Origin of the sequence: Pseudodesulfovibrio hydrargyri (assembly GCF_001874525.1) — a bacterium.
Taxonomy (GTDB): Bacteria; Desulfobacterota; Desulfovibrionia; order Desulfovibrionales; family Desulfovibrionaceae; genus Pseudodesulfovibrio; species Pseudodesulfovibrio hydrargyri.
This window is the reverse complement of record NZ_LKAQ01000004.1, coordinates 359,424-377,958: the sequence shown is the minus strand read 5'-3', so window position 1 is coordinate 377,958 and position 18,535 is coordinate 359,424. Positions and strand designations below refer to the sequence as shown.

Annotated in this window: 20 protein-coding genes; 3 read left to right on the top strand and 17 right to left on the bottom strand. The window is 65.4% G+C overall.

The annotated features are described in order from the left end of the window. Nucleotides 1-105: 105 nt before the first annotated feature. From BerOc1_RS06195 to lptE, 4 genes are read right to left on the bottom strand one after another with little or no spacing between them, the layout of a single operon-like run. Nucleotides 106-378 (bottom strand): acylphosphatase, encoded by a 273-nt coding sequence (locus BerOc1_RS06195; protein WP_071544865.1) that lies wholly within the window; start codon nt 376-378, stop codon nt 106-108. Continuing rightward, the gene (radC, locus tag BerOc1_RS06190) at nt 379-1,059 is read right to left on the bottom strand and encodes a RadC family protein (protein WP_071544864.1); all 681 of its coding nucleotides are present in this window, start codon (nt 1,057-1,059) and stop codon (nt 379-381) included. A gap of 1 nt (nt 1,060) precedes the next feature. After that, nucleotides 1,061-2,056, bottom strand: coding sequence for a DNA polymerase III subunit delta (locus BerOc1_RS06185; protein ID WP_071544863.1), 996 nt, complete (start codon nt 2,054-2,056; stop codon nt 1,061-1,063). A 13-nt stretch (nt 2,057-2,069) separates the two neighbouring features. After that, nucleotides 2,070-2,567, bottom strand: a complete 498-nt coding sequence (lptE, locus tag BerOc1_RS06180) for an LPS assembly lipoprotein LptE (RefSeq protein WP_071544862.1) — start codon at nt 2,565-2,567, stop codon at nt 2,070-2,072. Nucleotides 2,568-2,720: 153 nt separating this feature from the next. On the opposite strand from lptE, the gene BerOc1_RS06175 reads away from it, so the two are divergent. After that, complete coding sequence (locus BerOc1_RS06175) at nt 2,721-3,263, top strand: cysteine hydrolase family protein (RefSeq protein WP_071544861.1); 543 nt, start codon at nt 2,721-2,723, stop codon at nt 3,261-3,263. Between the two features lie 105 nt (nt 3,264-3,368). Here BerOc1_RS06175 and leuS read toward each other — a convergent pair whose 3' ends face one another. The 13 genes from leuS to BerOc1_RS06110 all read right to left on the bottom strand — a co-directional run bounded on the left by leuS (nt 3,369) and on the right by BerOc1_RS06110 (nt 16,681). Continuing rightward, the gene (gene leuS / locus BerOc1_RS06170; protein WP_071544860.1) at nt 3,369-5,882 is read right to left on the bottom strand and encodes a leucine--tRNA ligase; all 2,514 of its coding nucleotides are present in this window, start codon (nt 5,880-5,882) and stop codon (nt 3,369-3,371) included. Between the two features lie 49 nt (nt 5,883-5,931). Continuing rightward, a complete protein-coding gene (gene nusB / locus BerOc1_RS06165) occupies nt 5,932-6,381 on the bottom strand; it encodes a transcription antitermination factor NusB (protein ID WP_071544859.1) in 450 nt (149 codons plus the stop codon). Between the two features lie 3 nt (nt 6,382-6,384). After that, a complete protein-coding gene (gene ribH / locus BerOc1_RS06160) occupies nt 6,385-6,852 on the bottom strand; it encodes a 6,7-dimethyl-8-ribityllumazine synthase (protein ID WP_071544858.1) in 468 nt (155 codons plus the stop codon). Between the two features lie 78 nt (nt 6,853-6,930). Continuing rightward, the gene (locus BerOc1_RS06155) at nt 6,931-8,142 is read right to left on the bottom strand and encodes a bifunctional 3,4-dihydroxy-2-butanone-4-phosphate synthase/GTP cyclohydrolase II (protein WP_071544857.1); all 1,212 of its coding nucleotides are present in this window, start codon (nt 8,140-8,142) and stop codon (nt 6,931-6,933) included. A gap of 250 nt (nt 8,143-8,392) precedes the next feature. Beyond that, on the bottom strand, nt 8,393-9,166 hold the full coding sequence (locus BerOc1_RS06150) for a GGDEF domain-containing protein (protein WP_071544856.1): 774 nt from the start codon (nt 9,164-9,166) through the stop codon (nt 8,393-8,395). A gap of 133 nt (nt 9,167-9,299) precedes the next feature. Next, nucleotides 9,300-10,025 (bottom strand): glycosyltransferase family A protein, encoded by a 726-nt coding sequence (locus BerOc1_RS06145; protein ID WP_165610792.1) that lies wholly within the window; start codon nt 10,023-10,025, stop codon nt 9,300-9,302. Nucleotides 10,026-11,043: 1,018 nt separating this feature from the next. Then, the gene (locus BerOc1_RS06140) at nt 11,044-11,700 is read right to left on the bottom strand and encodes a riboflavin synthase (protein ID WP_071544854.1); all 657 of its coding nucleotides are present in this window, start codon (nt 11,698-11,700) and stop codon (nt 11,044-11,046) included. A 70-nt stretch (nt 11,701-11,770) separates the two neighbouring features. Continuing rightward, nucleotides 11,771-12,574, bottom strand: a complete 804-nt coding sequence (locus tag BerOc1_RS06135) for a substrate-binding periplasmic protein (RefSeq protein ID WP_084641155.1) — start codon at nt 12,572-12,574, stop codon at nt 11,771-11,773. Between the two features lie 43 nt (nt 12,575-12,617). After that, on the bottom strand, nt 12,618-13,376 hold the full coding sequence (locus BerOc1_RS06130; protein WP_165610791.1) for a substrate-binding periplasmic protein: 759 nt from the start codon (nt 13,374-13,376) through the stop codon (nt 12,618-12,620). Nucleotides 13,377-13,440: 64 nt separating this feature from the next. After that, nucleotides 13,441-14,202 carry a substrate-binding periplasmic protein gene (locus tag BerOc1_RS06125; RefSeq protein ID WP_071544852.1) on the bottom strand — a complete coding sequence of 254 codons (762 nt, stop codon included), beginning with the start codon at nt 14,200-14,202 and terminating at the stop codon, nt 13,441-13,443. Between the two features lie 101 nt (nt 14,203-14,303). Further along, entirely contained in the window at nt 14,304-15,056 is a 753-nt protein-coding gene (locus BerOc1_RS06120) for a substrate-binding periplasmic protein (protein WP_071544851.1), read from the bottom strand. 61 nt (nt 15,057-15,117) lie between these two features. Beyond that, nucleotides 15,118-16,251, bottom strand: a complete 1,134-nt coding sequence (ribD, locus tag BerOc1_RS06115) for a bifunctional diaminohydroxyphosphoribosylaminopyrimidine deaminase/5-amino-6-(5-phosphoribosylamino)uracil reductase RibD (RefSeq protein ID WP_242652885.1) — start codon at nt 16,249-16,251, stop codon at nt 15,118-15,120. After that, entirely contained in the window at nt 16,223-16,681 is a 459-nt protein-coding gene (locus BerOc1_RS06110; RefSeq protein WP_071544849.1) for a deoxycytidylate deaminase, read from the bottom strand. The genes ribD and BerOc1_RS06110 overlap by 29 nt, the downstream gene beginning before the upstream one ends. 349 nt (nt 16,682-17,030) lie before the next feature. Between BerOc1_RS06110 and BerOc1_RS19040 the strand changes: the two genes are divergently transcribed. Both BerOc1_RS19040 and BerOc1_RS06100 read left to right on the top strand, forming a co-directional pair. Continuing rightward, nucleotides 17,031-17,555, top strand: coding sequence for a Spy/CpxP family protein refolding chaperone (locus tag BerOc1_RS19040; protein WP_071544848.1), 525 nt, complete (start codon nt 17,031-17,033; stop codon nt 17,553-17,555). 157 nt (nt 17,556-17,712) lie between these two features. Continuing rightward, nucleotides 17,713-18,531: a DUF4405 domain-containing protein gene (locus BerOc1_RS06100; RefSeq protein WP_071544847.1), complete on the top strand. Its 819-nt coding sequence runs from the start codon at nt 17,713-17,715 to the stop codon at nt 18,529-18,531. Nucleotides 18,532-18,535: the final 4 nt, after the last annotated feature.

The window sequence follows — 18,535 nt, the reverse complement described above, 5'->3', positions numbered from 1 at the left end:
CACCTGCGTCCGGGAAAGCGTCCGGGAAAGTCCCTATCAGGGGCTTTTCTCTTTTCGTTTAGCTGGATTGGCCGTCGGTCGATCGCGTCTGGCCGAGACCCCGCCTTAGCGGCGCACGCTGAAATCGGGCAGGGGGGCGTCGGTGTCGGCGCGGCGGGATTCGATGGCGGTGACGCGGGCCAGCGGCGGGCCTTGCCAGAGGGCTGCTTCGAGTTGGTCGAGCTGTGCGTCGGTGCCGTGGGCCAGGATTTCCACGGTCCCGTCGGGCAGGTTGCGCACCCAGCCGGTGGCGCCTATGGCGCGGGCGGTTTCGCGGGTCCAGCCCCGGAACCAGACCCCCTGCACCCTGCCCCGGACGATGGCCGCCATCTCACGCATCTAGAGCCTCCCGAATTCGTTGAAGCTGTAGTAGTCGTGATCGGTGACGATGATGTGGTCGCGCACGTTTATGTCGAGGCTGGCGCACGCCTCGGCCACCTTGGCTGTGAGCCGGATGTCTTCGGAGGACGGTTCGCTGCCGCCGCCGGGGTGGTTGTGCACCAGGATGATGTTGGTGGCCTCCAGGCGCAGGGCGGCCGCCGCGATCTCGCGCGGGAAGATGGCGGTGGCGTTGGTGGTGCCCTTGCTCATCCGTTCCCAGGCGATGATCCGGTTCTTGGTGTCCATGAAGACCGTCCAGAACTCCTCGGTGTCCTTGTGTCCAAGCCGGGCCATGGCCGCCTTGGCCAGGGTGTCGGGGGCGCTGACGGTCTGGCCGCGCCGGGCTCCGGCCTCGCCCAGGCGGGCGTAGAGTTCCTGGAGCAGCGCCCATTGGGCCTGGACGGCCGGGCCGAGCCCCTTGACCATGTCGAGCTGGCTGGGCCGGACGAAACACGCGTCCTTGAGGGAGCCGAAGCGGTCGAGGAGTTCCTTGGCCATGGGCTTGGTGTCGCGGCGGGGCAGGACCATGGCGAGCATCAGTTCGAGTAGTTCGTAGTCGGCCAGGCCGCGCGGGTTGTTTTCGAGCCGCTCCCTGAGGCGTTGGCGATGGCCGAGGTAATGGGGCGCGTTCTTGTGCATGTCAGTACCGTCGGGGTTGTGCCTTGGGCTGGAACAGGTCGATGAGTCCGGCCATGAGCATGTCCAGGGCCTCTTCGTATTTGCGTTCACCGGTCTTGAGCGAGAGTTCGGCCTCCATGGCCAGATCGATCATCCGGGCGATACCCCGCGCGCCGAGGCGCTTGGCCAGGGGGGCCTTCTTCTTGAGCATGAACGGGCTGCCCGCGGCCTTGCCGCCGTGGGCCAGGAGCCAGTACATGCGCGCCTGGCTGGCCAGAAAGCCGATCAGGTTGAAAAGCATCTGGTCCTTGGCTGATTTGGAGTGGTCGTCGATGACCCGCTTCCAGACCGAGGCCTCGGCCCCTGGCTGGGCCAGGGCGTCCATGAGGTCGAAAAAAGGCATCTCGCCGGTCCGGGCCACCAGGGAGACGTGCTCCTTGCGCACGACCCGCTCGTCGCCCGCGGCCAGCTCGATCTTGTCCAGTTCCAGGCGGGCGGCCACGGCGTCCGTGGGCAGGGCCATGGTCAGGGCCTGGCCCGCGCCCGGCTCGAAGGTCAGCCCGGCCTTGGCGGCCCAGCCCTTGACGAAGTCGGTCAGGGAGCGCTGGTCCAGGCCCGGGGATTCCCAGACCCAGCCCGCGTCGCGGGCCTTCTTGTACAGCCCGCGCCGGGACAGGGCCGGGGGGATCGAGGGCTTCTTGCCCTTCCATTCCCCTTCGAGGCAGAAGATCGGGTAGATGTCGTTTCCCAGCCCCTTGACCGAGGCGTCGAGTTTGTCCCACTGGTCCGCCTTGAGCGCGTGGGCACGGCGCAGGACCAGGGCCTTGGGCTGGGGAAAGAGCGACTTGATGGTCAGGTCGGTCCAGAAGGCCGGGGGCAGGGGATCGTCGTCGTCGCCCCAGAACGGCTTGATCTCCCAGCCGTCCTGGCCCGAGGCTTTCAGCCGTTCGTCCACCTGGGCCTTGATCAGTTGGGGATCGGGGCAGATGAGAAAGAGGTATCTGGGGCGGTTGGCCATGGTCCTTCCGGGTCTAGTAGTCCTGGGTCATGCGATCGGCCAGCACCTGGATGCCGCGCCGGGTGACCTCCATGTCCGCTTCCTGTCCGCTGCCGTAGTCGAAGGGCCAGTTCTCGGATATCTCGCCCGAATCCCAGATCACGGAGTTGTCCGTGGCCGAGCGGATGGTCGCGTGGAACCGGAAGATGGCCTCGGACAGCAAGGTCCGTTCGTCGGCGTCCTCCACCGCCGTGGGGCGGTAGTACCGGTCGATGTCGATGGTGATCAGGGCGTCGGCCCGGTCCTTGTCGTCCACCCAGACGATGGTCCCCCGGTTGTGCAACTCGTCGCGCAAGAGCTTGCGCAGGCGCGATTCGAGCCAGGGCTGGGTGGTCGGGTTCAGGACCTCGTCCACGGCCAGGGTACGGTATTGCGGCTTGAGCACGGAGGTGCCGCCTTCGCCAAAGGAATAGCCGCATCCGGCCAGCAGGGCGAGGAACAGGAAAAGGGCCGTATGTCGAAGCAGGAACATCAGAGACTCCAGGTGTTCAGTGATGAGAAACGATAAAGGGATTCGTCGCAAAGGTCCAGCGGGTCGGCGGAATGATCCGGCGTCCGAGGTTGACGCAGCCGCCGGAATGGTCGAAATACGGGGTTTGGCAATCCACCGCAACACGGAGGGAAAATGTCCGAGACCGTCCTTGTCGTCATCGACGTCCAGAACATCATGTTCGAGACCCCGGGCATGCCCCCGTTCGAAGGCGAACGGGTGCTTGAAACCATTGCCGGGCTCATCGCTTCGGCCCGCGAAAGCGGCGTGCCCGTCCACTACGTCCAGCACACCACCAGGGGCGCGGGCAGCGAGTTCGAGGCCGACAGCCACAACTGGCTCTTCCATCCGGCCATCGCGCCGCGGCCGGGCGACACCGTGTCGCGCAAGCATTCCTACGACGCGTTCTGGAACACCGATTTCACGGCCATTTTGGACAGCCTGGGCGCGAAAAAGCTGGTCTTCTGCGGCCTGCAGACCGAATGCTGCGTGGACACCACCGTGCGCAGCGCCCTGGCCCACGGCTACGAGTCCGTGCTGGTGGGCGACGGCCACACCTCCTACGACAACGGCGTGCTCACCGGCGAACAGATCGTGGCCCACCACAACAAGACCCTGGACCGGCGTTTCTGCAAGGTTGTCATGGCAAAGGATTTCCGTTTCGAGCCGCGGAACTGAGGCGGACGAGGAGGGCGTGCGCCTTTTCGCCTGCGGACAATCCAAAAGAACAAAAGGCCGGGAGGTTGAACCTCCCGGCCTTTTTCATTTCAATGTGTACCCGGTCTAGCCAACCACGATGTTGACCAGCTTGTTGGGGATGACGATGACCTTGCGCACGGTTTTGCCTTCCATGAACTTCTGGACGTTTTCCAGGTCCATGGCCAGCTTTTCGACCGCGTCCTTGGGCGCGTTGTTCGGGGCCTCGAACTTGCCGCGCACCTTGCCGTTGACCTGGACGACCATGGTCACCTCGTCGAGGACCAGGGCCTTTTCGTCATAGGCGGGCCAGGGCTGGCCGGTCAGGTGGACGGTGTGACCCAGTGCGGCCCACAGTTCCTCGCAGATGTGCGGGGCCACCGGGGAGAGCAGGGTCACGGCCGTGGCGATGGCCGAGGACAGGGCCGAGGGATCGTTTTCCTTCAGTTCGTCCTTGACCTGGTAGAGCTCGTTGACCAGCTCCATGATGGCCGCGATGACCGTGTTGAACTGAAACTCGTTCTCGATGTCGCGGGTGGCCCGGCGGATGGTGTCGTGCTCCTTGAAGCGCAGCGACTTGGCCGCCTCGCTCGCGGGCTTGCCGTGGGAGGCCGGGGCCATGGGCGTGAGCACGTCCTCCAGTTCCTCCACCAGCCGCCACAGGCGGGACAGGAAGCGGTACGCCCCGTCGATGCCCTGATCGGACCACTCCAGCTCCTTGACCGGCGGAGAGGCGAAGAGAATGAACAGCCTGGTGGCGTCAGCGCCGTACTGGTTGATCATGGCGCCCGGATCGACCACGTTGCCCTTGGACTTGGACATCTTGCCGCCGTCCTTGAGGACCATGCCCTGGGTCAGCAGGTTGGCGAAGGGCTCGGCGTTCCTGACGTACCCGCAGTCGCGCAGGGCCTTGGTGAAGAACCGGGAGTAGAGCAGGTGCAGGATGGCGTGCTCGATGCCGCCGATGTACTGGTCCACGTTCATCCAGTAGTCCAGGTGCTCGGCGCCCAGGGGCCGGTCCTCGTTGCGCGGGTCGCAGTAGCGCATGTAGTACCAGGAGGATTCGAAAAAGGTGTCGAAGGTGTCGGTCTCGCGCCGGGCGGGCTTGCCGCACTTGGGACAGGCGCAGTTGACGAACTCCTCCATGGCCGGCAGGGGCGACTTGCCGTCCTTGCGCACCTGGGCGTTCTCGGGCAGCAGGACCGGCAGGTCCTTTTCGGGCACCGGAACCGCGCCGCAGTCGTCGCAATAGATGATCGGGATGGGCGCGCCCCAGAACCGCTGGCGGGAGACGTTCCAGTCCCTGAGCCGGTAGTTGACGGCCATCTTGCCCTTGCCGGACTGGTCCAGGTGCTCGACGATGGCCTTCTTGGCGTCCTCGTTGGGCATGCCGTCGAAGTCGCCGGAGTGGATCAGGAAGCCGGGGGCGGAGTAAGCCTCGGTCAGGTTGGCCGCGTCGAGTTTCTCGCCCTTTTCGTGCAGCTCGGGCGGATTGATGACCGCCTGCTTGGGCAGATTGTACTTGGTGGCGAACTCGAAATCGCGCTGGTCGTGGGCGGGCACGGCCATGACCGCGCCGGTGCCGTAGCCCATGAGCACGAAATTGGCGACGTAAATGGGGATGTCCTTGCCGGTCACCGGGTTGACGCAGTACTTGCCGGTGAACACGCCTTCCTTCTCCAGATCTTCGGCTCCGCGCTTGATGCGGTCCATGTTCCGGATGTTGGTCACGAAGGCTTCGATCTCACCCTTGTTCGGGGCGTCGGCAATCAGCTTCTCGACAATGGGATGCTCGGCGGCCACGGACATGAAGGTCGCGCCGAACAACGTGTCGGGACGGGTGGTGAAGACGTCGATGGTCGCGTTCTCGCCGCCGATGGGGTCCTTGACCTGGAACGTCAGTTCCGCGCCGTAGGACTTGCCGATCCAGTTGCGCTGCATGGTCAGCACGCGCTCGGGCCAGCCGCCCTCCAGGGAGCCGAGGTCGTCGAGCAGTTCGTCCGCGTAGTCGGTGATGCGCAGGAACCACTGCTCCATGTCCTTCTGCTCCACCTCGGTGTCGCAGCGCCAGCACAAACCGTCCTCCACCTGCTCGTTGGCCAGCACGGTGTTGCAGGTCGGGCACCAGTTCTGCGGGGAGTCCTTGCGGTAGGCCAAGCCCTTTTCCAGGAACTTGAGGAAGAACAGCTGCTCCCACTTGTAGTACTCGGGGCGGCAGGTGGCCAGTTCGCGCCGCCAGTCGTAGGAGTAGCCCAGCCGCTGCAACTGCTCGCGCATCTCGGAAATGTTCTGGTAGGTCCAGGTGGCCGGATGGGTCTCGTTCTTGATGGCCGCGTTCTCGGCGGGCAGGCCGAAGGCGTCCCAGCCCATGGGGTGCAGGACGTTGAAGCCCTGCATGGTCTTGAAGCGCGCCACCACGTCGCCGATGGAGTAGTTGCGCACGTGGCCCATGTGGATCTTGCCGGACGGGTAGGGGAACATCTCCAGCACGTAGTACTTGGGCTTGGACGGGTCGGTCTCGACCTGGAAGCAGCCGGACTCCTGCCAGATCGCCTGCCATTTCTTCTCGATGTCCTCGGGGGAGTATTTGCCTAATGCCATGATGGTGTATCCTAAGATGTGGTCGTTTCGCGTGGCCCGGGGCCGGGGATCAGGAGCGGTTCAGGGTCTTGGCCACGCCGTCCAGGATGCCGTTCACAAAGGAGCGGGACTTGTCGTCGCCGAAGGTCTTGGACAGCTCGATGGCCTCGTTGATGGCCGCCTTGACCGGGATGTCAGTGAACAGCATCTCGTACAGGGACAGGCGCAGGATGGACAACTCGACCATGGCGATGCGCTCGATCTTCCAGTGCTGGGAGTGGCCCTCGATGGTCTTGTCGATGTCGTGCAGGTTCACGTTCACGCCCATGACCAGGTCGCGGGCGAACGCGCACGCGGTCTCGGATTCCTGCTCCAGGACCATGGGGTTGCGGTCGAACAGGGTGTCCATGTCCAGGGGATTTTCCTTGTCCAGGAAATGCGTGGAGTAGAGCACCTGAAAGGCCAGGGTGCGTCCCACCCTGCGGATGCCGGGCCTGTTGCCCTTGGATTTCGAGCCCATGAGTTAGATCTGCTCCAGGACCCGGACGGTCTCGAGCAGGGCGGAGGCGGCTTCCACGCCCTTGTTGCCCGCCTTGGCTCCGGCCCGTTCGATGGCCTGGTCCAGGGAGTCGCAGGTCAGCAGTCCGAAGCCCATGGGCACGCCGGACTCCATGGACGCGTGGGCGATGCCCTTGGCGCATTCGCTGCACACGTAGTCGAAGTGCGGGGTGCCGCCGCGGATGACCGCGCCGAGCACGACGATGCCCGCGTACTTGCCGGACCGCGCCAGCTTCTGGGCGGCCAGCGGCAGCTCGAAGGCGCCGGGTAGGCGGATCAGGGTCAGGTCGTCCTCGGACGCGCCGTGCCGGACAAGGTAGTCCACGGCACCGGAGATCAGGCGGTCGACGATGAAATCGTTGAACCGGGCGGCCACGATGGCGATCTTGAGTCCCTTGGCGTCCAGCATCCCTTCGATGGTCTTCACGGACATGGTGTCATCTCCCTACTGTATGAAATATATAGCGGTGTAATATGTTATCGGTTCCCCAAAAGTCAACTTGCCGGGGCCTTAGTCTTTGTCCACTTTGAGCAGGTGGTGCATCTTGTCGCGCTTGGTCTTGAGGTAGCGCTCATTGATCTGGCAGGCGCCCACCTCGATGGGCACGCGCTCGACCATTTCCAGGCCGTAGCCCTCCAGGCCGACCATCTTCTTGGGGTTGTTGGTCATCAGGCGCATCTTGGATACGCCCAGCGCCACCAGGATCTGCGCCCCGGTGCCGTATTCGCGCATGTCCGGCGGGAAGCCGAGCTTGACGTTGGCCTCGACCGTGTCGAGCCCCTGGTCCTGCAGGTGGTAGGCCCGGATCTTGTTGCCCAGGCCGATGCCGCGCCCTTCCTGGCGCATGTAGACCAGTACGCCCTTGCCCTCGTTGCGGATCATGCACATGGCGTCCTGCAACTGGGGGCCGCAGTCGCAGCGAAGGCTGCCGAACACGTCGCCGGTCAGGCACTCGGAGTGGACCCGGACCAGGGTCGGCTCGTCGGGGTGGATGTCGCCCATGTACAGCGCGATATGGGTCTTGCCGTCGGCCTCGGAGTGAAAGGCGGCGGACTCGAAATTGCCCCAGCGGGTGGGCAGATGGGCCTCGCCCACCTTGGTCACGGACTTGCCGTCGAACTTCATGCGGTAGGCGATCAGGTCGGCCACGGAGCAGATCTTGAGCCCGTGCTTCTTGGCGTAAATTTCCAGGTCGGGCATGCGCGCCATGGTTCCGTCCTCGTTCATGACCTCGCAGATGACCGCGGCGGGCTTGAACCCGGCCAGGCGGGCGAGATCGGAACCGCCCTCGGTCTGGCCCGTGCGCACCAGCACGCCGCCGTCCTTGGCCCGCAGGGGGAAAATGTGGCCCGGGGTGACGATGGATTCGGGCCCGGCCCCGTCGGTCACGGCGGCCAGCACGGTGGTGGCCCGGTCCTTGGCCGAGATGCCGGTGGTTACGCCCTCGCGCGCCTCGATGGAAACCGTGAAGTTGGTGCCGAAGCCGGACTCGTTCTTCTTGGTCATCAGGTCCAGGCCGAGATTGTCGGCCATTTCGTTGGACATGGGCAGGCAGATCAGCCCGCGGGCGTGCGTGGCCATGAAATTGATGATCTCGGGCGTGACCGCCTCGGCGGCGCAGATCAGATCGCCTTCGTTCTCCCGGTCCTCGTCATCCACCATGATGACCATTTTGCCCTGGCGGATATCCTCAATGGCTTCTTCGATTTTGCAGAGGGGCATGCTTCTACCTCGATGATGGTTTACCCCGTAAGGGGTGCGGAAAATCCTCGCCCGACGCCGTCCGGCGGGGAACCAATGTACTTAGCGTAAATGGCTGCGCTGGGAAAGGGGAAAATTCCCTGGTGAAATCGTATGTATATCAGATGGTTGTAAAAAGATGGAACGGGAAGGGCGATCCGGACCGTTCCGTCCGCTCCCCGCAAGTATAGTCATTGGCCGCCCGTTGGCAACGGGTGCGGGCGGATGTCGGTCAGACCAGGGTGAGCTGGCGCTCGTGTTCGGCCGCGTGCACGAGCACCTGGTTGCGGCCGTTCTGCTTGGCCCGGTGCATGGCACGGTCCGCGGCCACCACCAGTGCGTCGCGCCGCGAGCCCCGCCGCGGGTGGATCGAGGCGAGGTCGGCCACGCCGCAGGAGATGGTCACCTTGATCTCCGGGCCTTCCAGGCTGATGTCGTTGACCTCCACGACCACGCGCAGCTTTTCGGCGGCCCGGGCGGCCCGTTCCGCGTCGGTCTCGGGCAGGATGATCATGAACTCCTCGCCGCCGTATCGGGCGACCACGTCCGATGTGCGGATGTTGGCGGCCAGCAGCCGGGCCACCTCGGCCAGGGCCAGGTCGCCCAGCGGGTGGCCGAAGGAGTCGTTGACCGCCCGGAAACGGTCCAGGTCGACCATGACCAGGGAGAGCTTGTTGCCGTAGCGCTCGGCCCGGTCGATCTCCTCGTCCAGCCGGTCGAAGAACCAGCTCCGGTTGGGCAGGCCGGTCAGCTCGTCGTGGGTGGTCAGGGCGGCGATCCTGTCGTGGGCCCCGTCGAGCAGATGCATGAGCCGGGTCCCGCAGAACGCGGTGATGCCCAGGAGCAGGACGGCGGCCAGGAACGGGGCGGCCATGGTGTAGCTTGGGTCGTGCAGCAAAGTGGCGGGAAGCAGAGCGAAAACGACGACGGTCAGGGACAGGCCGCATTGGAGCACGAAAATCCGCCAGGCCTGTTGTCGTAGGCGGCCTTTGAGGGTCTGGGACATGCTGACTTCCTTTTTTCGCTGATAGGCTTTCCGGTATCGTACCCGGATCGGGAAAAAAAGGAAAGAGGGCGCACCCCTACGCCCCCCGGCCGGGTGGCCGGAGGGCGCGGGAGGGCCTGTCTGCGCGAGGGCGCTAGGCCAGGGCCAGGCTCGGGGCGCGCCGCGCCGCGGGTCGGGCAAGCGGCGTGCCGCGTTCACCCACGAGTCCGTCGAGCAGGGCCTTCTGCCGCGCGGACAGGGCCGCGTGGTCCAGGCTGCGCCCGGCGTCGAAGATGCCGACCACGTCCTCGATGACGGTCACGCTGCGTGCCCGCCGGTGCCAGTCCGCCATGTTCCGCTGGCAGGAGTCGAACTCGCCCCGGAAGCGCCAGCCGCCGCAGCGGTCCACCACCAGCCTGCGCGACAGGCACAGGCAGAGCAGGTCCAGGTTGCCGGGCCGGACCAGCGGCCCGTCGTCGAAGACCGGCAGCCAGGGCTGGCCCAGGGCCAGCTGGGCGTCGATGCGCCCGATGACCATTTCGGCGTCCCGGTGGTGCAGGTAGCGGCTCAGGGAACACGGCTTGAGCACGTTGTCGTCGTCCAGGAAGAGGATTTTTTCCCCGCCCGAGAGCTTGAGCAGGGTGTTGCGGACCCCGTGTCCCTGGTCGTGGTCCCCGGGCAGGCTGAAGGTCCGTACAGGGAAGTCGCAGGCAGGAGCCTTTCCCCTGGCCCCGTCGAACCCGATGAGAATTTCCAGTTGGTTGCGCTCCAGTCCGGCGAACCGGGCCGCCCGCTCCACGGATGCGACCGCGTTTTGCAGGGCGTTCGGCCGATTCCCGGCCGAGGGCGTGATGATCGAAAACAGAATATCGCCGTCCATGGCCATACCGTTGTCTCCCTCCCGCGTCCATGCGGGTTTGGCGGGGCCAGCTTGCCCCTTGTGATGCTCTTTGCAAGGCCGGGAAGGTCCCGGCGCTTCCTTATACGTATCGGCGGTGAAATCGTTATGTTTAGGGTGAGCCGGGGAATTTGTTCATTTCCGCGGGATATCGACGATTTTGAGTTTATTCGGAATGCCGAACTGATAGGGTGTGGATAACTTGTATGCGGGTTGCATGCTCCTTCGGGCGGCGAAGAGCGTGCCTGCGGCACGCGAGAGCCGCCGTGCGGGCTGCGCCCGCACGATGCTCCATGCCCTCCCGGCGGGGTCCATTTTTTTGCTGGCCCAAAAAAATAGACGAAAAAAAGGGCCTGGGGGGTGGGGCGGCCGCCCGGAGAGCGGGAGGCAAGAAGCTGATCCGCTCGGGTCGACTCCCGAATCGAGGCTCGCCGCGCTCGCTCCGATCCGAAGAGCCGCCGTCCCTCGCGGTCAGCTTCTAACCTCCCGTTCAAGGGCTGATTTGGGTGAAGGGAAGAGGTATGACGGGACGCGGGAGGGTGTGCTGCGACTCGTAAGTGGGAGAGTCGCTGTCGGACGCAAGCGTCCGAGTCGCTTCACGGTTGTCGAAGCGCGCTCCTGCCGAGTCTTACGCCAAGCGAGACGCCCCGGCCCGATACACTCATGCGTAGGCCAGCAATCGGCAGCGGACCCTAGAGCCCGTCTCCGGCGGCGAAGCGCATACCGGATCGAGTCTGCGCAGCAGGCATCTATCCGGGCAGCGAAAGCCGCCTACGGGCTCTTGGGTCCGTTGCCGCCGCGCTCGCACCACAGCGCCGTTTTTGCTTCCTTTTTTCTGCGCCAGCAAAAAAGGAAGTCGCCGTAAAGGCGAAAAACAATGTAAGGTAAACAGCCAAAAGCCCGGACGCGGATGCGCGGACGCTCCTCCGGGCACAAAAAAGCACGCCCGAAGGCGTGCTTCTCTTTCCCGCATTTTAGAGGGGACCAAGGAACGGCGCGTCTAGAAGCCGTTCTTCCGCAGGTACTCCATGGTGATGCCGCCGGGTTCGGCGGCTTCCGGACCGCCGGTCCACGGCTGGACCATCCGCTCCACGTACTTGCCGATGACGTCGGTTTCCATGTTGACCCTGGTGCCCGGGGTCCAGCCGGAGATGGTCGTGACCTTCTGGGTTTCGGGGATGATGTTCACCTCGAGCCAGGTGGGGGCGCAGTCGTTGACCGTCAGGCTGATGCCGTCCAGGGTGACCGACCCCTTGGGGATGACGTAGCGGCCGTGGGCCGCGTCGAAGGACAGGCGGTATATCCTCGATTCGCCCGCCGGGCGCACCTCGGCCACTTCGGCCATGCAGTCCACGTGCCCGGCCACGATGTGGCCGCCGAAGCGATCGCCCATGGCCATGGCCCGTTCCAGGTTGGCGGTGCTGCCAGGCCGCAGGGAGCCCAGGCTGGTCACGGACAGGGTCTCGCGGCTGGCGTAACAGGTGAACCAGCCGTCGGCAAAGGTCTCCACGGTCAGGCAGGCGCCGTTCACGGCGATGGATTCGCCCAGTTCGATGTCGGCCATCTCGAACAGGGGGCGGATGCGGAAGCGCGTCTCGGAACCCCTGGCCTCGACGGCCTCGATGCGGCCCATGCCCATGATCAGTCCGGTGAACATACAAAATACCTCGTTTCAGGCGTTGGATGCGGCCGTTGTAGCAGGCCGGGGAGCGGGTGTAAATCGGCGGCTAGCGCAGGTAGGCGTCGAGCAGTTTCCGGTAGCCGGGCCTTGCCTTGACCTTGTCCAGGGCGGCCTGGAACGCGTCCACCAGCTCGGGCGGCGTATCCGGGTGGAAGGCGAAATAGACCGGCGTTTCCCGCAGGACGTACACGGTTTCGAAACCGTCCGGGTCCAGCCCCTCCCGGGCCGTGATCTTGCGCCAGCTCCCTTCCTCGTAGGCCACCAGGTCCAGCCGTCCGGTCATCAGCTTGTCGATGTTCTGGCGCATGCGGGCCACGGGCTGGATGCTGGCCCGGGTCTTGTACCCGGCGAGCAGGGTGTCCAGGACGTCCTCGCGCAGGGTGCCGACGGACAATCCCTGGAGGTCGTCCAGGGATCGCAGGCGGATGTGCCGGTCCTTGCGGGCGATGAGCACGAAGCGGACCGAGGCGATGGGGCCGGCCCAGCGGAAGGCGCGTTCACGCTCCGGGGTCCGGGCCATGCAGAAGAGCACCGTGGCGGGTTCGTGTCTCAGCCGCGCGTAGGCCCTGGCCCAGGGCAGGGACTCCACGGGCTGCTCGGGCGTGCCGAGCTCGGCCCAGACCAGGCGCAGCAAATCCACGGCCACCCCCTTCATGACCCCGTTCTCCTCGTAGTTGAACGGGTAGTACTCTTCGGTCAGCCAGGTGTAGCCCGCCAGCCGGTCGGCCGGACACGCGCCGCCCATGGCGACGGCCGGGAGGAACGGCGGGAAGAGCAGCAGGAGGAGGGCCAGGGCGAACGCCGTTCCGGCGGTGGCGGGTATCGGGCTGTGGAGCGGACGGAACGGCATGTTCGACCGTAGCAGGAGAACCCGTAGCTGTAAATCTATGGCGTCAGTTCAGGTACTTGTCGAGCAGCGTCCGGTAGCCGGGCCTGTGGGTGACGGCGTCCAGGGCTCTCTGGAAGCGTCGGATCAGGGCGTCCGGCGTGTCCCGGCTGAAGGCGAAATAGAGCGGGTCGGTGCACAGGGTCATGACCGGCTTGAATTCGCCCGTGGGGCAGCCCAGCCGGGCGGCGAAGTGGTGGAACTGCATGGCGTCCATGGCCACGGCGTCCACCCGGTCGCGGGTCAGCATCTTGATGGCCGTGTCCGGGGAGCCGGAACCGGTGTACGGCAGGCCCGCGTCGCGCAGGATATTGGCAGAGGCCACTTCGCGCACCGCGGTAAGCCGCCAGCCGGCGAGGTCCCTGAGGGAGCGCGCGCCCAGGTGCCGGGAGCGCAGGGTGAAGACCTCGGTCTTGCCCCGGACGATGGGGCCGACCCACTTGAAGTCCGGGTCCCGTCCCTTGGTCCGGTACATGGAGAAGAGCACGGTCCGGGGATCGACGTGGCCCATGTCGTAGGCCCTGGGCCACGGGAACAGCTGGATGGGCTGTTCCGGCACACCCATCTCCCGCCACATGCGCCTGAGCAGTTCCACGGCCAGCCCGGTGAGCCGCCCGTCTCGGGTGTAGTTCATGGGCCAGTACTGCTCGGTCATGTAGGTCAGGTGCGTGGCCGGGTCGGTGAGCGCGCCGGTCCGGGCCGGCACGGCCGCGAGCAGGACAAAGGCGATCAGGAGGAACAGCGGAAGGATACGGCGCATCGTCACGGGGTAGTCGACGGCGGGAGGAAAGACAAGCGGGAAAAGGGACGCGGACTGCGGCAGCGCGGTTTTACAAGCCCTGGTCCGCGTAGAAAGTGAGCAGGGCTCGGTAAACCGGGCGCTTGGTGACCGCATCCAGGGCCCGTTGGAACCGGTCGATCAGGGTGTCTTCGGCATCCGGGCTGAAAGCGTAATAAAGGGGATCCTCGCTCAGGATCAGGGCGGTCTCGAAATCCTTTGCGGAGAACCCCATGGCGGCGATGGTGCGCCTGAAGCGGGTTTCATCCAGGGCGATGGCGTCCACGCGTCCCGATCGAAGGAGTTGGACGGCATGCTCGGCATTGGCTGCGTAGGTCGGGATGATTCCGGCCTGAAGGACCTTGGAGGTCGAGGCCGTGTCCCGCAGGGAGGCGATTCCCAGGCCGGTCATGTCGCCGGGAGACCTCATCTCGAGGCCCCGCGAGCACAGGCAAAAGAGGCCCTGCCGCCCCTTGGCGATGGGGCCGACCCATTTGAAGAGTTTTTCCCGTTCCTTGGTCCGATAGACGGAGAAGATCGCGACGTGCCTGTTCCATTGGCCGCTCTCGTAGATGCGTGGCCACGGCATGACCTCGATGGGCTGCTCCGGAACGTTCATCTCCTGCCAAAGCAGCTTGAGCAGGTCCACGGCCAGGCCAACGGGCCTGCCCTTGTCCATATAGATGAACGGCCTGTACACCTCGGCCAGATACGTGATTCCCGCAGCGGGGTCGTTCGAAACCTGCGCAAAGCCCGGTGAGGCCAGGAACAGGCCGACGAACAGCGGCGCGGCAATGAGCCTTGCAAGCCACATGCGATATTTTTACCCGAGCGACAAGGTTAAGACAAGGTTAAGGTTCGGCCGGGGCGGCGGTAACGGGAGGGACAAGCTCGAAGTGGAGTGAGGAGACGGGGTCAGTATACGTAGAAGTTGAGCAGGTTGCGGTAGACCGGCCGCTTGACGATCGCGTCCAGGGCCCGCTGGAACCGGGCCACCAGATCGTCCGGGGCGTCCCGGCTGAAGGCGTAGTACAGGGAGTCCTCGCTCAGGACCAGGGCCGTCTCGAAGGCGTCGGGCGAGGCGTCCATGTTCGCCAGGGTCTGCCGGAACTTGAATTCGTCCAGGGCGATGGCGTCCACGCGGCCCGATTCAAGGAGCTGGAAGGCGTGTTGGGCACTGGAGGTGTAGACCAGGGGGAAACCGGCCCCGAGCATCTTGGAGGCCGCCGCGATGTCGCGCAGGGAGGCGATCCTCAGGCCGACCATGTCCTTGAGCGATTTGGCCTCGAGGTGCCGGGAGCGCAGGGCGAACAGGGACAGCCTGCCCTTGACGATGGGCCCGACCCATTTGAAGCCGTCCGCCCGCTCGGCGGTCCGGTACATGGAGAAGATGACCACACGGTGGTCCAGCCGGGCGCTGTTGTAGATGCGTGGCCAGGGCATGACCTGGATGGGTTGTTCCGGGACGCGCATTTCCTGCCAGATCAGCTTGAGCAGAGCCACGGACAGCCCGGCGGGCCTGCCGTTTTCCGTATAGTTCAGGGGTCTGAACTCCTCGGTCAGATAGGTGAGTCCCTCGGCGGGATCGCCCGTTTCATGCGCCAGTCCCGGCGATGCCAGGACCAGGCAGACGAACAGCGGCACGGCGATGAGGCTGGTTACCATCATGACATAATAGTAGCCAAGCGGCGAGGATATGGCAAGCTTCGCCCCTTTGGGGGGCGGCCCGTCAGCGGCTGCGCAGGGTGAGCATCAGGTCCGTGCCCACGGGCTCCAGGTCGGCGATGCGGAAATCCAGGGCCTGGGCCATGGACGGGGCCTCGCGGCCGGAGTAGGCGGCGGGGGCCTCGTCGTCGCCGAGGATGCGCGGGGCCACGAAATGGACGATCTCGTCGGCCAGCCCCTGTTCGATGAGGGCCATGGCGAACCGGCCGCCGCCCTCGCACAGGGTGTAGTGGCAGGCGCAGTCGTAGCGCAGCCGCTCGAAGCCGCAGGACAGGACCAGGGCTCCGGCCCGGCCGGGCAAGGGCCAGACCGAGGTGCCGCGCCGCCGCAGGACGTCGGCCTGGGGGCTGTGGGCGGCGGTCCTGGAGGTCATGAAGATGGTTCGTTCGGGCCGTTCGCGCAGCAGGGTGAAGCGGCTCGGGTCCTCGGGCAGCCGGGAGGTGACCACCACGCCCCAGGGCTGGACGAAGTCGGTGGGCAGGCCCTCCTTGCGGCAGGTCAGGCTGGGGTTGTCGGCGTAGAAGGTGTTGCCGCCGACGATGACCGCGCCCACTCTCGAGCGCAGGTCGTGGACCCGGGCGAAGGATTCGGCGCAGGAGACCGCTTCTGGCCTGCGGGTCCTGGCCGCGATCCTGCCGTCCAGGGTGGCCGCCATTTTCAGGATGTTGTAGGGCGAATGGGTGTTCTGCCAGAGCAGGAAGTCGTCGATGAGGTCCCGGCATGTCTGTTCGAGCACGCCCACGGTGACCTCGATGCCATGGCTGCGGAGCTTTTCCACGCCGCCGGCCGCCACCGGGTTGGGGTCGCGGACGCCGACCACCACCTCGGCCACGCCCGCCTCGATCAGGGCCTCGGTGCACGGCGGGGTCTTGCCGTGGTGGTTGCACGGCTCCAGGGTGACGAACATGGTCGCCCCGCGTGGGTCCACGCCCTTGCTGCGGGCGTCGGCCAGACATTCGCGCTCGGCGTGGAGCTTGCCGAACTTCGTGTGCCAGCCTTCGGCCACGACGGCGCCGTCGCGGACCAGCACGGCCCCGACGCACGGGTTCGGGGCGGTGGGCCCCCGGCCGAGCCGGGCCAGGCGCACGGCCCGCTCCATGAACGTTTCGCTAGCGGAAGTCGCCTGCCATGAAGACATGGTTCACTCCGGCCTCTTCGAGCATGGCCTCGGACAGCTCGTCGGGGTAGTTTTCGGCGTAATAGATGTTCTGCACGCTGCAGTTGATGAGCATCTTGGTGCACAGGATGCAGGGCTTGGTGGTGCAGTAGATGTCGCACCCCTTGAGGTCCAGGTTGTTGGTGGCGGCCTGGATGATGACGTTCTGTTCGGCGTGCAGCCCCCGGCACAGCTCGTGGCGCTCTCCGGATGGGATGCCGAGCTGGTCGCGCAGGCAGCCGACCTCTTCGCAGTGGGCGATGTTGGTGGGCACGCCGTTGTAGCCGGTGGCCAGGATGCGCTTGTCGCGCACGGCGATGGCCCCCACGGCGCGGCGGGTGCAGGTGGAGCGCTGGGCCACCAGGTGGGCGATGCGCATGAAATATTCCGTCCAGGGCAGTCTGTTGGGCATGGGGTTCCTCGTTCGTTTCGAAGTGGAGGTCGGTCCGGTCCACCTATCACTTCTCGCTCCGAAAGGGAACGCTCGCATACCGTATCCCCCGGCCGCCCGTTCTTCCCCAGAAAACACGACGTACCGGGCCGTTGGCAAGGAACGGCCCCTTGCACTTTGCACAAGATGTGTGCAAAATGCGTGCATATATATGCACAAAAAAGTGCATCGCATGCGATTTGTGCAAAATAAATCGTGCAATTACAAGTTGTTGCAGGAATGGCACAGGCGATGCTCCATGGGTGGCAAGAAGATCACACACACTCTCTTCTTCCTGCCGCATGACGGCATAACTCTAGGAGGCAGCGAAATGTCCAAGAATTCCTTCACAATATCGGCCCTGGCAGCGGTTCTGGTCCTGGGCATGGCCGCGTTCGCGGCGGCAGGTCCCAATGCGGGCCGGGGCTTTGCAGGCCCGTGCGGCGGACCGGGCTTCGGCGCGGCGTACAGCCAGCTGACCCCCGAGAAGCAGGCCGAGGTCAAGGCCGTGGTCGACAAGTACCAGCCCCAGTTCGAGGCCGTCCGCAACCAGATCTGGGCCAAGCGGTCCGTGCTCCAGGCCATGATCAACGGCGGCCAGGCCGACGAGAAGGCCATCACCAAGCTGGTCACCGACATCTCCGGCCTGCGCAACAAGATGCGCGACCTGCGCGGGACCATGTCCGACGAGCTGGTCAAGACCACCGGCATCGCGGCCTTCGGCGCCTGCCCCGGACCGGGGTACGGCCGTGATTTCGACGGCGACGGTCCCTTCCAGGGGCGCGGCATGGGCGGCCAGGGCATGATGGACGGCCACGGCATGTACGGGCACGGCATGGGCCGGGGCATGTACTAGGCCGTTGAACCGGACCGATATTTCCGATAACCCGGAAAACAGGATATTGCGGGATGGGCGGCGTGGGGCCGCCTGTCCCGCAAATGACGATCTGCAGGCGATGGCGGGCGTGCAGGGGATCGGCGGCAACGCTCCATCTTTTTGAGGAGGTCCTTGGATGTTCCGAAAAATCACGTCCCTCACCGCGCTTCTTTCCTTCCTGGTCACGACCCTGACCAGCGTGATCCTGTACGTCGTGCCCGAGGGCCGCGTGGCCTACTGGGCCGATTGGCATCTGCTGGGCATGACCAAGACCCAGTGGGGCGACGTGCATACCACGGTGGGAACCCTGTTCCTCCTGGCCCTGCTCCTGCACATCTGGCTCAACTGGAAGCCGCTGACGCACTACATGAAGAACCGGACGCGCGAGATGGTGGTCATGACCGGCCCCATGATCGTCAGCTTCATCCTGGTCTTCCTGGTCTTCGCGGGCACGCTCATCGGCGTGCCGCCCATGAGCACGCTGCTCGACTACGGCGCGCGGATCAAGGAACAGGCCACCGAGACCTACGGCAACCCGCCGTACGGGCACGCCGAGACCAGTCCGCTCAAGAAGTTCTGCGGCTTCCTCGGCCTGGACGTGGACATGGCCGTGACCACCCTGCACCAGGCCGGGTTCGACTCGTCCATCAACGAGAACTCCCTGATCCAGGACATCGCCCGGTCGCGCGGCGTGAGCCCGCAGCACGTCTACGACATCATCCGCTCCGGGCAGGGGGGCGATCCCTTTTCCATGATGCCCGCCCAGCCGCCCGAAGGCACCGGCAAACTGACGGTCTCCGCCGTGTGCACGACCTACGGCCTGGAACAGGAAGAGGTCCTGGCCAGGCTCGGGCGGGCGGGCATCGAGGCCGGCCCGGCGTCCACCTTCAAGGAACTGGCGGGCGCGTACGACATGTCGCCCAGGGACATCTACCTTATCGTCAAGGGCGAGTAGCCGA

Excerpts from the sequence above, each read along its gene's own strand:
- BerOc1_RS19040 (WP_071544848.1), top strand. The coding sequence starts at position 17,031 with ATGTCCAAGAATTCCTTCACAATATCGGCCCTGGCAGCGGTTCTGGTC.
- BerOc1_RS06195 (WP_071544865.1), bottom strand. The coding sequence starts at position 378 with ATGCGTGAGATGGCGGCCATCGTCCGGGGCAGGGTGCAGGGGGTCTGG.
- ribD (WP_242652885.1), bottom strand. The coding sequence starts at position 16,251 with ATGTCTTCATGGCAGGCGACTTCCGCTAGCGAAACGTTCATGGAGCGG.
- radC (WP_071544864.1), bottom strand. The coding sequence starts at position 1,059 with ATGCACAAGAACGCGCCCCATTACCTCGGCCATCGCCAACGCCTCAGG.
- ribH (WP_071544858.1), bottom strand. The coding sequence starts at position 6,852 with ATGTCCGTGAAGACCATCGAAGGGATGCTGGACGCCAAGGGACTCAAG.
- BerOc1_RS06120 (WP_071544851.1), bottom strand. The coding sequence starts at position 15,056 with ATGATGGTAACCAGCCTCATCGCCGTGCCGCTGTTCGTCTGCCTGGTC.
- nusB (WP_071544859.1), bottom strand. The coding sequence starts at position 6,381 with ATGGGCTCGAAATCCAAGGGCAACAGGCCCGGCATCCGCAGGGTGGGA.
- BerOc1_RS06155 (WP_071544857.1), bottom strand. The coding sequence starts at position 8,142 with ATGCCCCTCTGCAAAATCGAAGAAGCCATTGAGGATATCCGCCAGGGC.
- BerOc1_RS06145 (WP_165610792.1), bottom strand. The coding sequence starts at position 10,025 with ATGGACGGCGATATTCTGTTTTCGATCATCACGCCCTCGGCCGGGAAT.
- BerOc1_RS06140 (WP_071544854.1), bottom strand. The coding sequence starts at position 11,700 with ATGTTCACCGGACTGATCATGGGCATGGGCCGCATCGAGGCCGTCGAG.
- BerOc1_RS06125 (WP_071544852.1), bottom strand. The coding sequence starts at position 14,202 with ATGTGGCTTGCAAGGCTCATTGCCGCGCCGCTGTTCGTCGGCCTGTTC.
- BerOc1_RS06135 (WP_084641155.1), bottom strand. The coding sequence starts at position 12,574 with ATGCCGTTCCGTCCGCTCCACAGCCCGATACCCGCCACCGCCGGAACG.
- BerOc1_RS06150 (WP_071544856.1), bottom strand. The coding sequence starts at position 9,166 with ATGTCCCAGACCCTCAAAGGCCGCCTACGACAACAGGCCTGGCGGATT.
- leuS (WP_071544860.1), bottom strand. The coding sequence starts at position 5,882 with ATGGCATTAGGCAAATACTCCCCCGAGGACATCGAGAAGAAATGGCAG.
- BerOc1_RS06100 (WP_071544847.1), top strand. The coding sequence starts at position 17,713 with ATGTTCCGAAAAATCACGTCCCTCACCGCGCTTCTTTCCTTCCTGGTC.
- BerOc1_RS06110 (WP_071544849.1), bottom strand. The coding sequence starts at position 16,681 with ATGCCCAACAGACTGCCCTGGACGGAATATTTCATGCGCATCGCCCAC.
- lptE (WP_071544862.1), bottom strand. The coding sequence starts at position 2,567 with ATGTTCCTGCTTCGACATACGGCCCTTTTCCTGTTCCTCGCCCTGCTG.
- BerOc1_RS06185 (WP_071544863.1), bottom strand. The coding sequence starts at position 2,056 with ATGGCCAACCGCCCCAGATACCTCTTTCTCATCTGCCCCGATCCCCAA.
- BerOc1_RS06175 (WP_071544861.1), top strand. The coding sequence starts at position 2,721 with ATGTCCGAGACCGTCCTTGTCGTCATCGACGTCCAGAACATCATGTTC.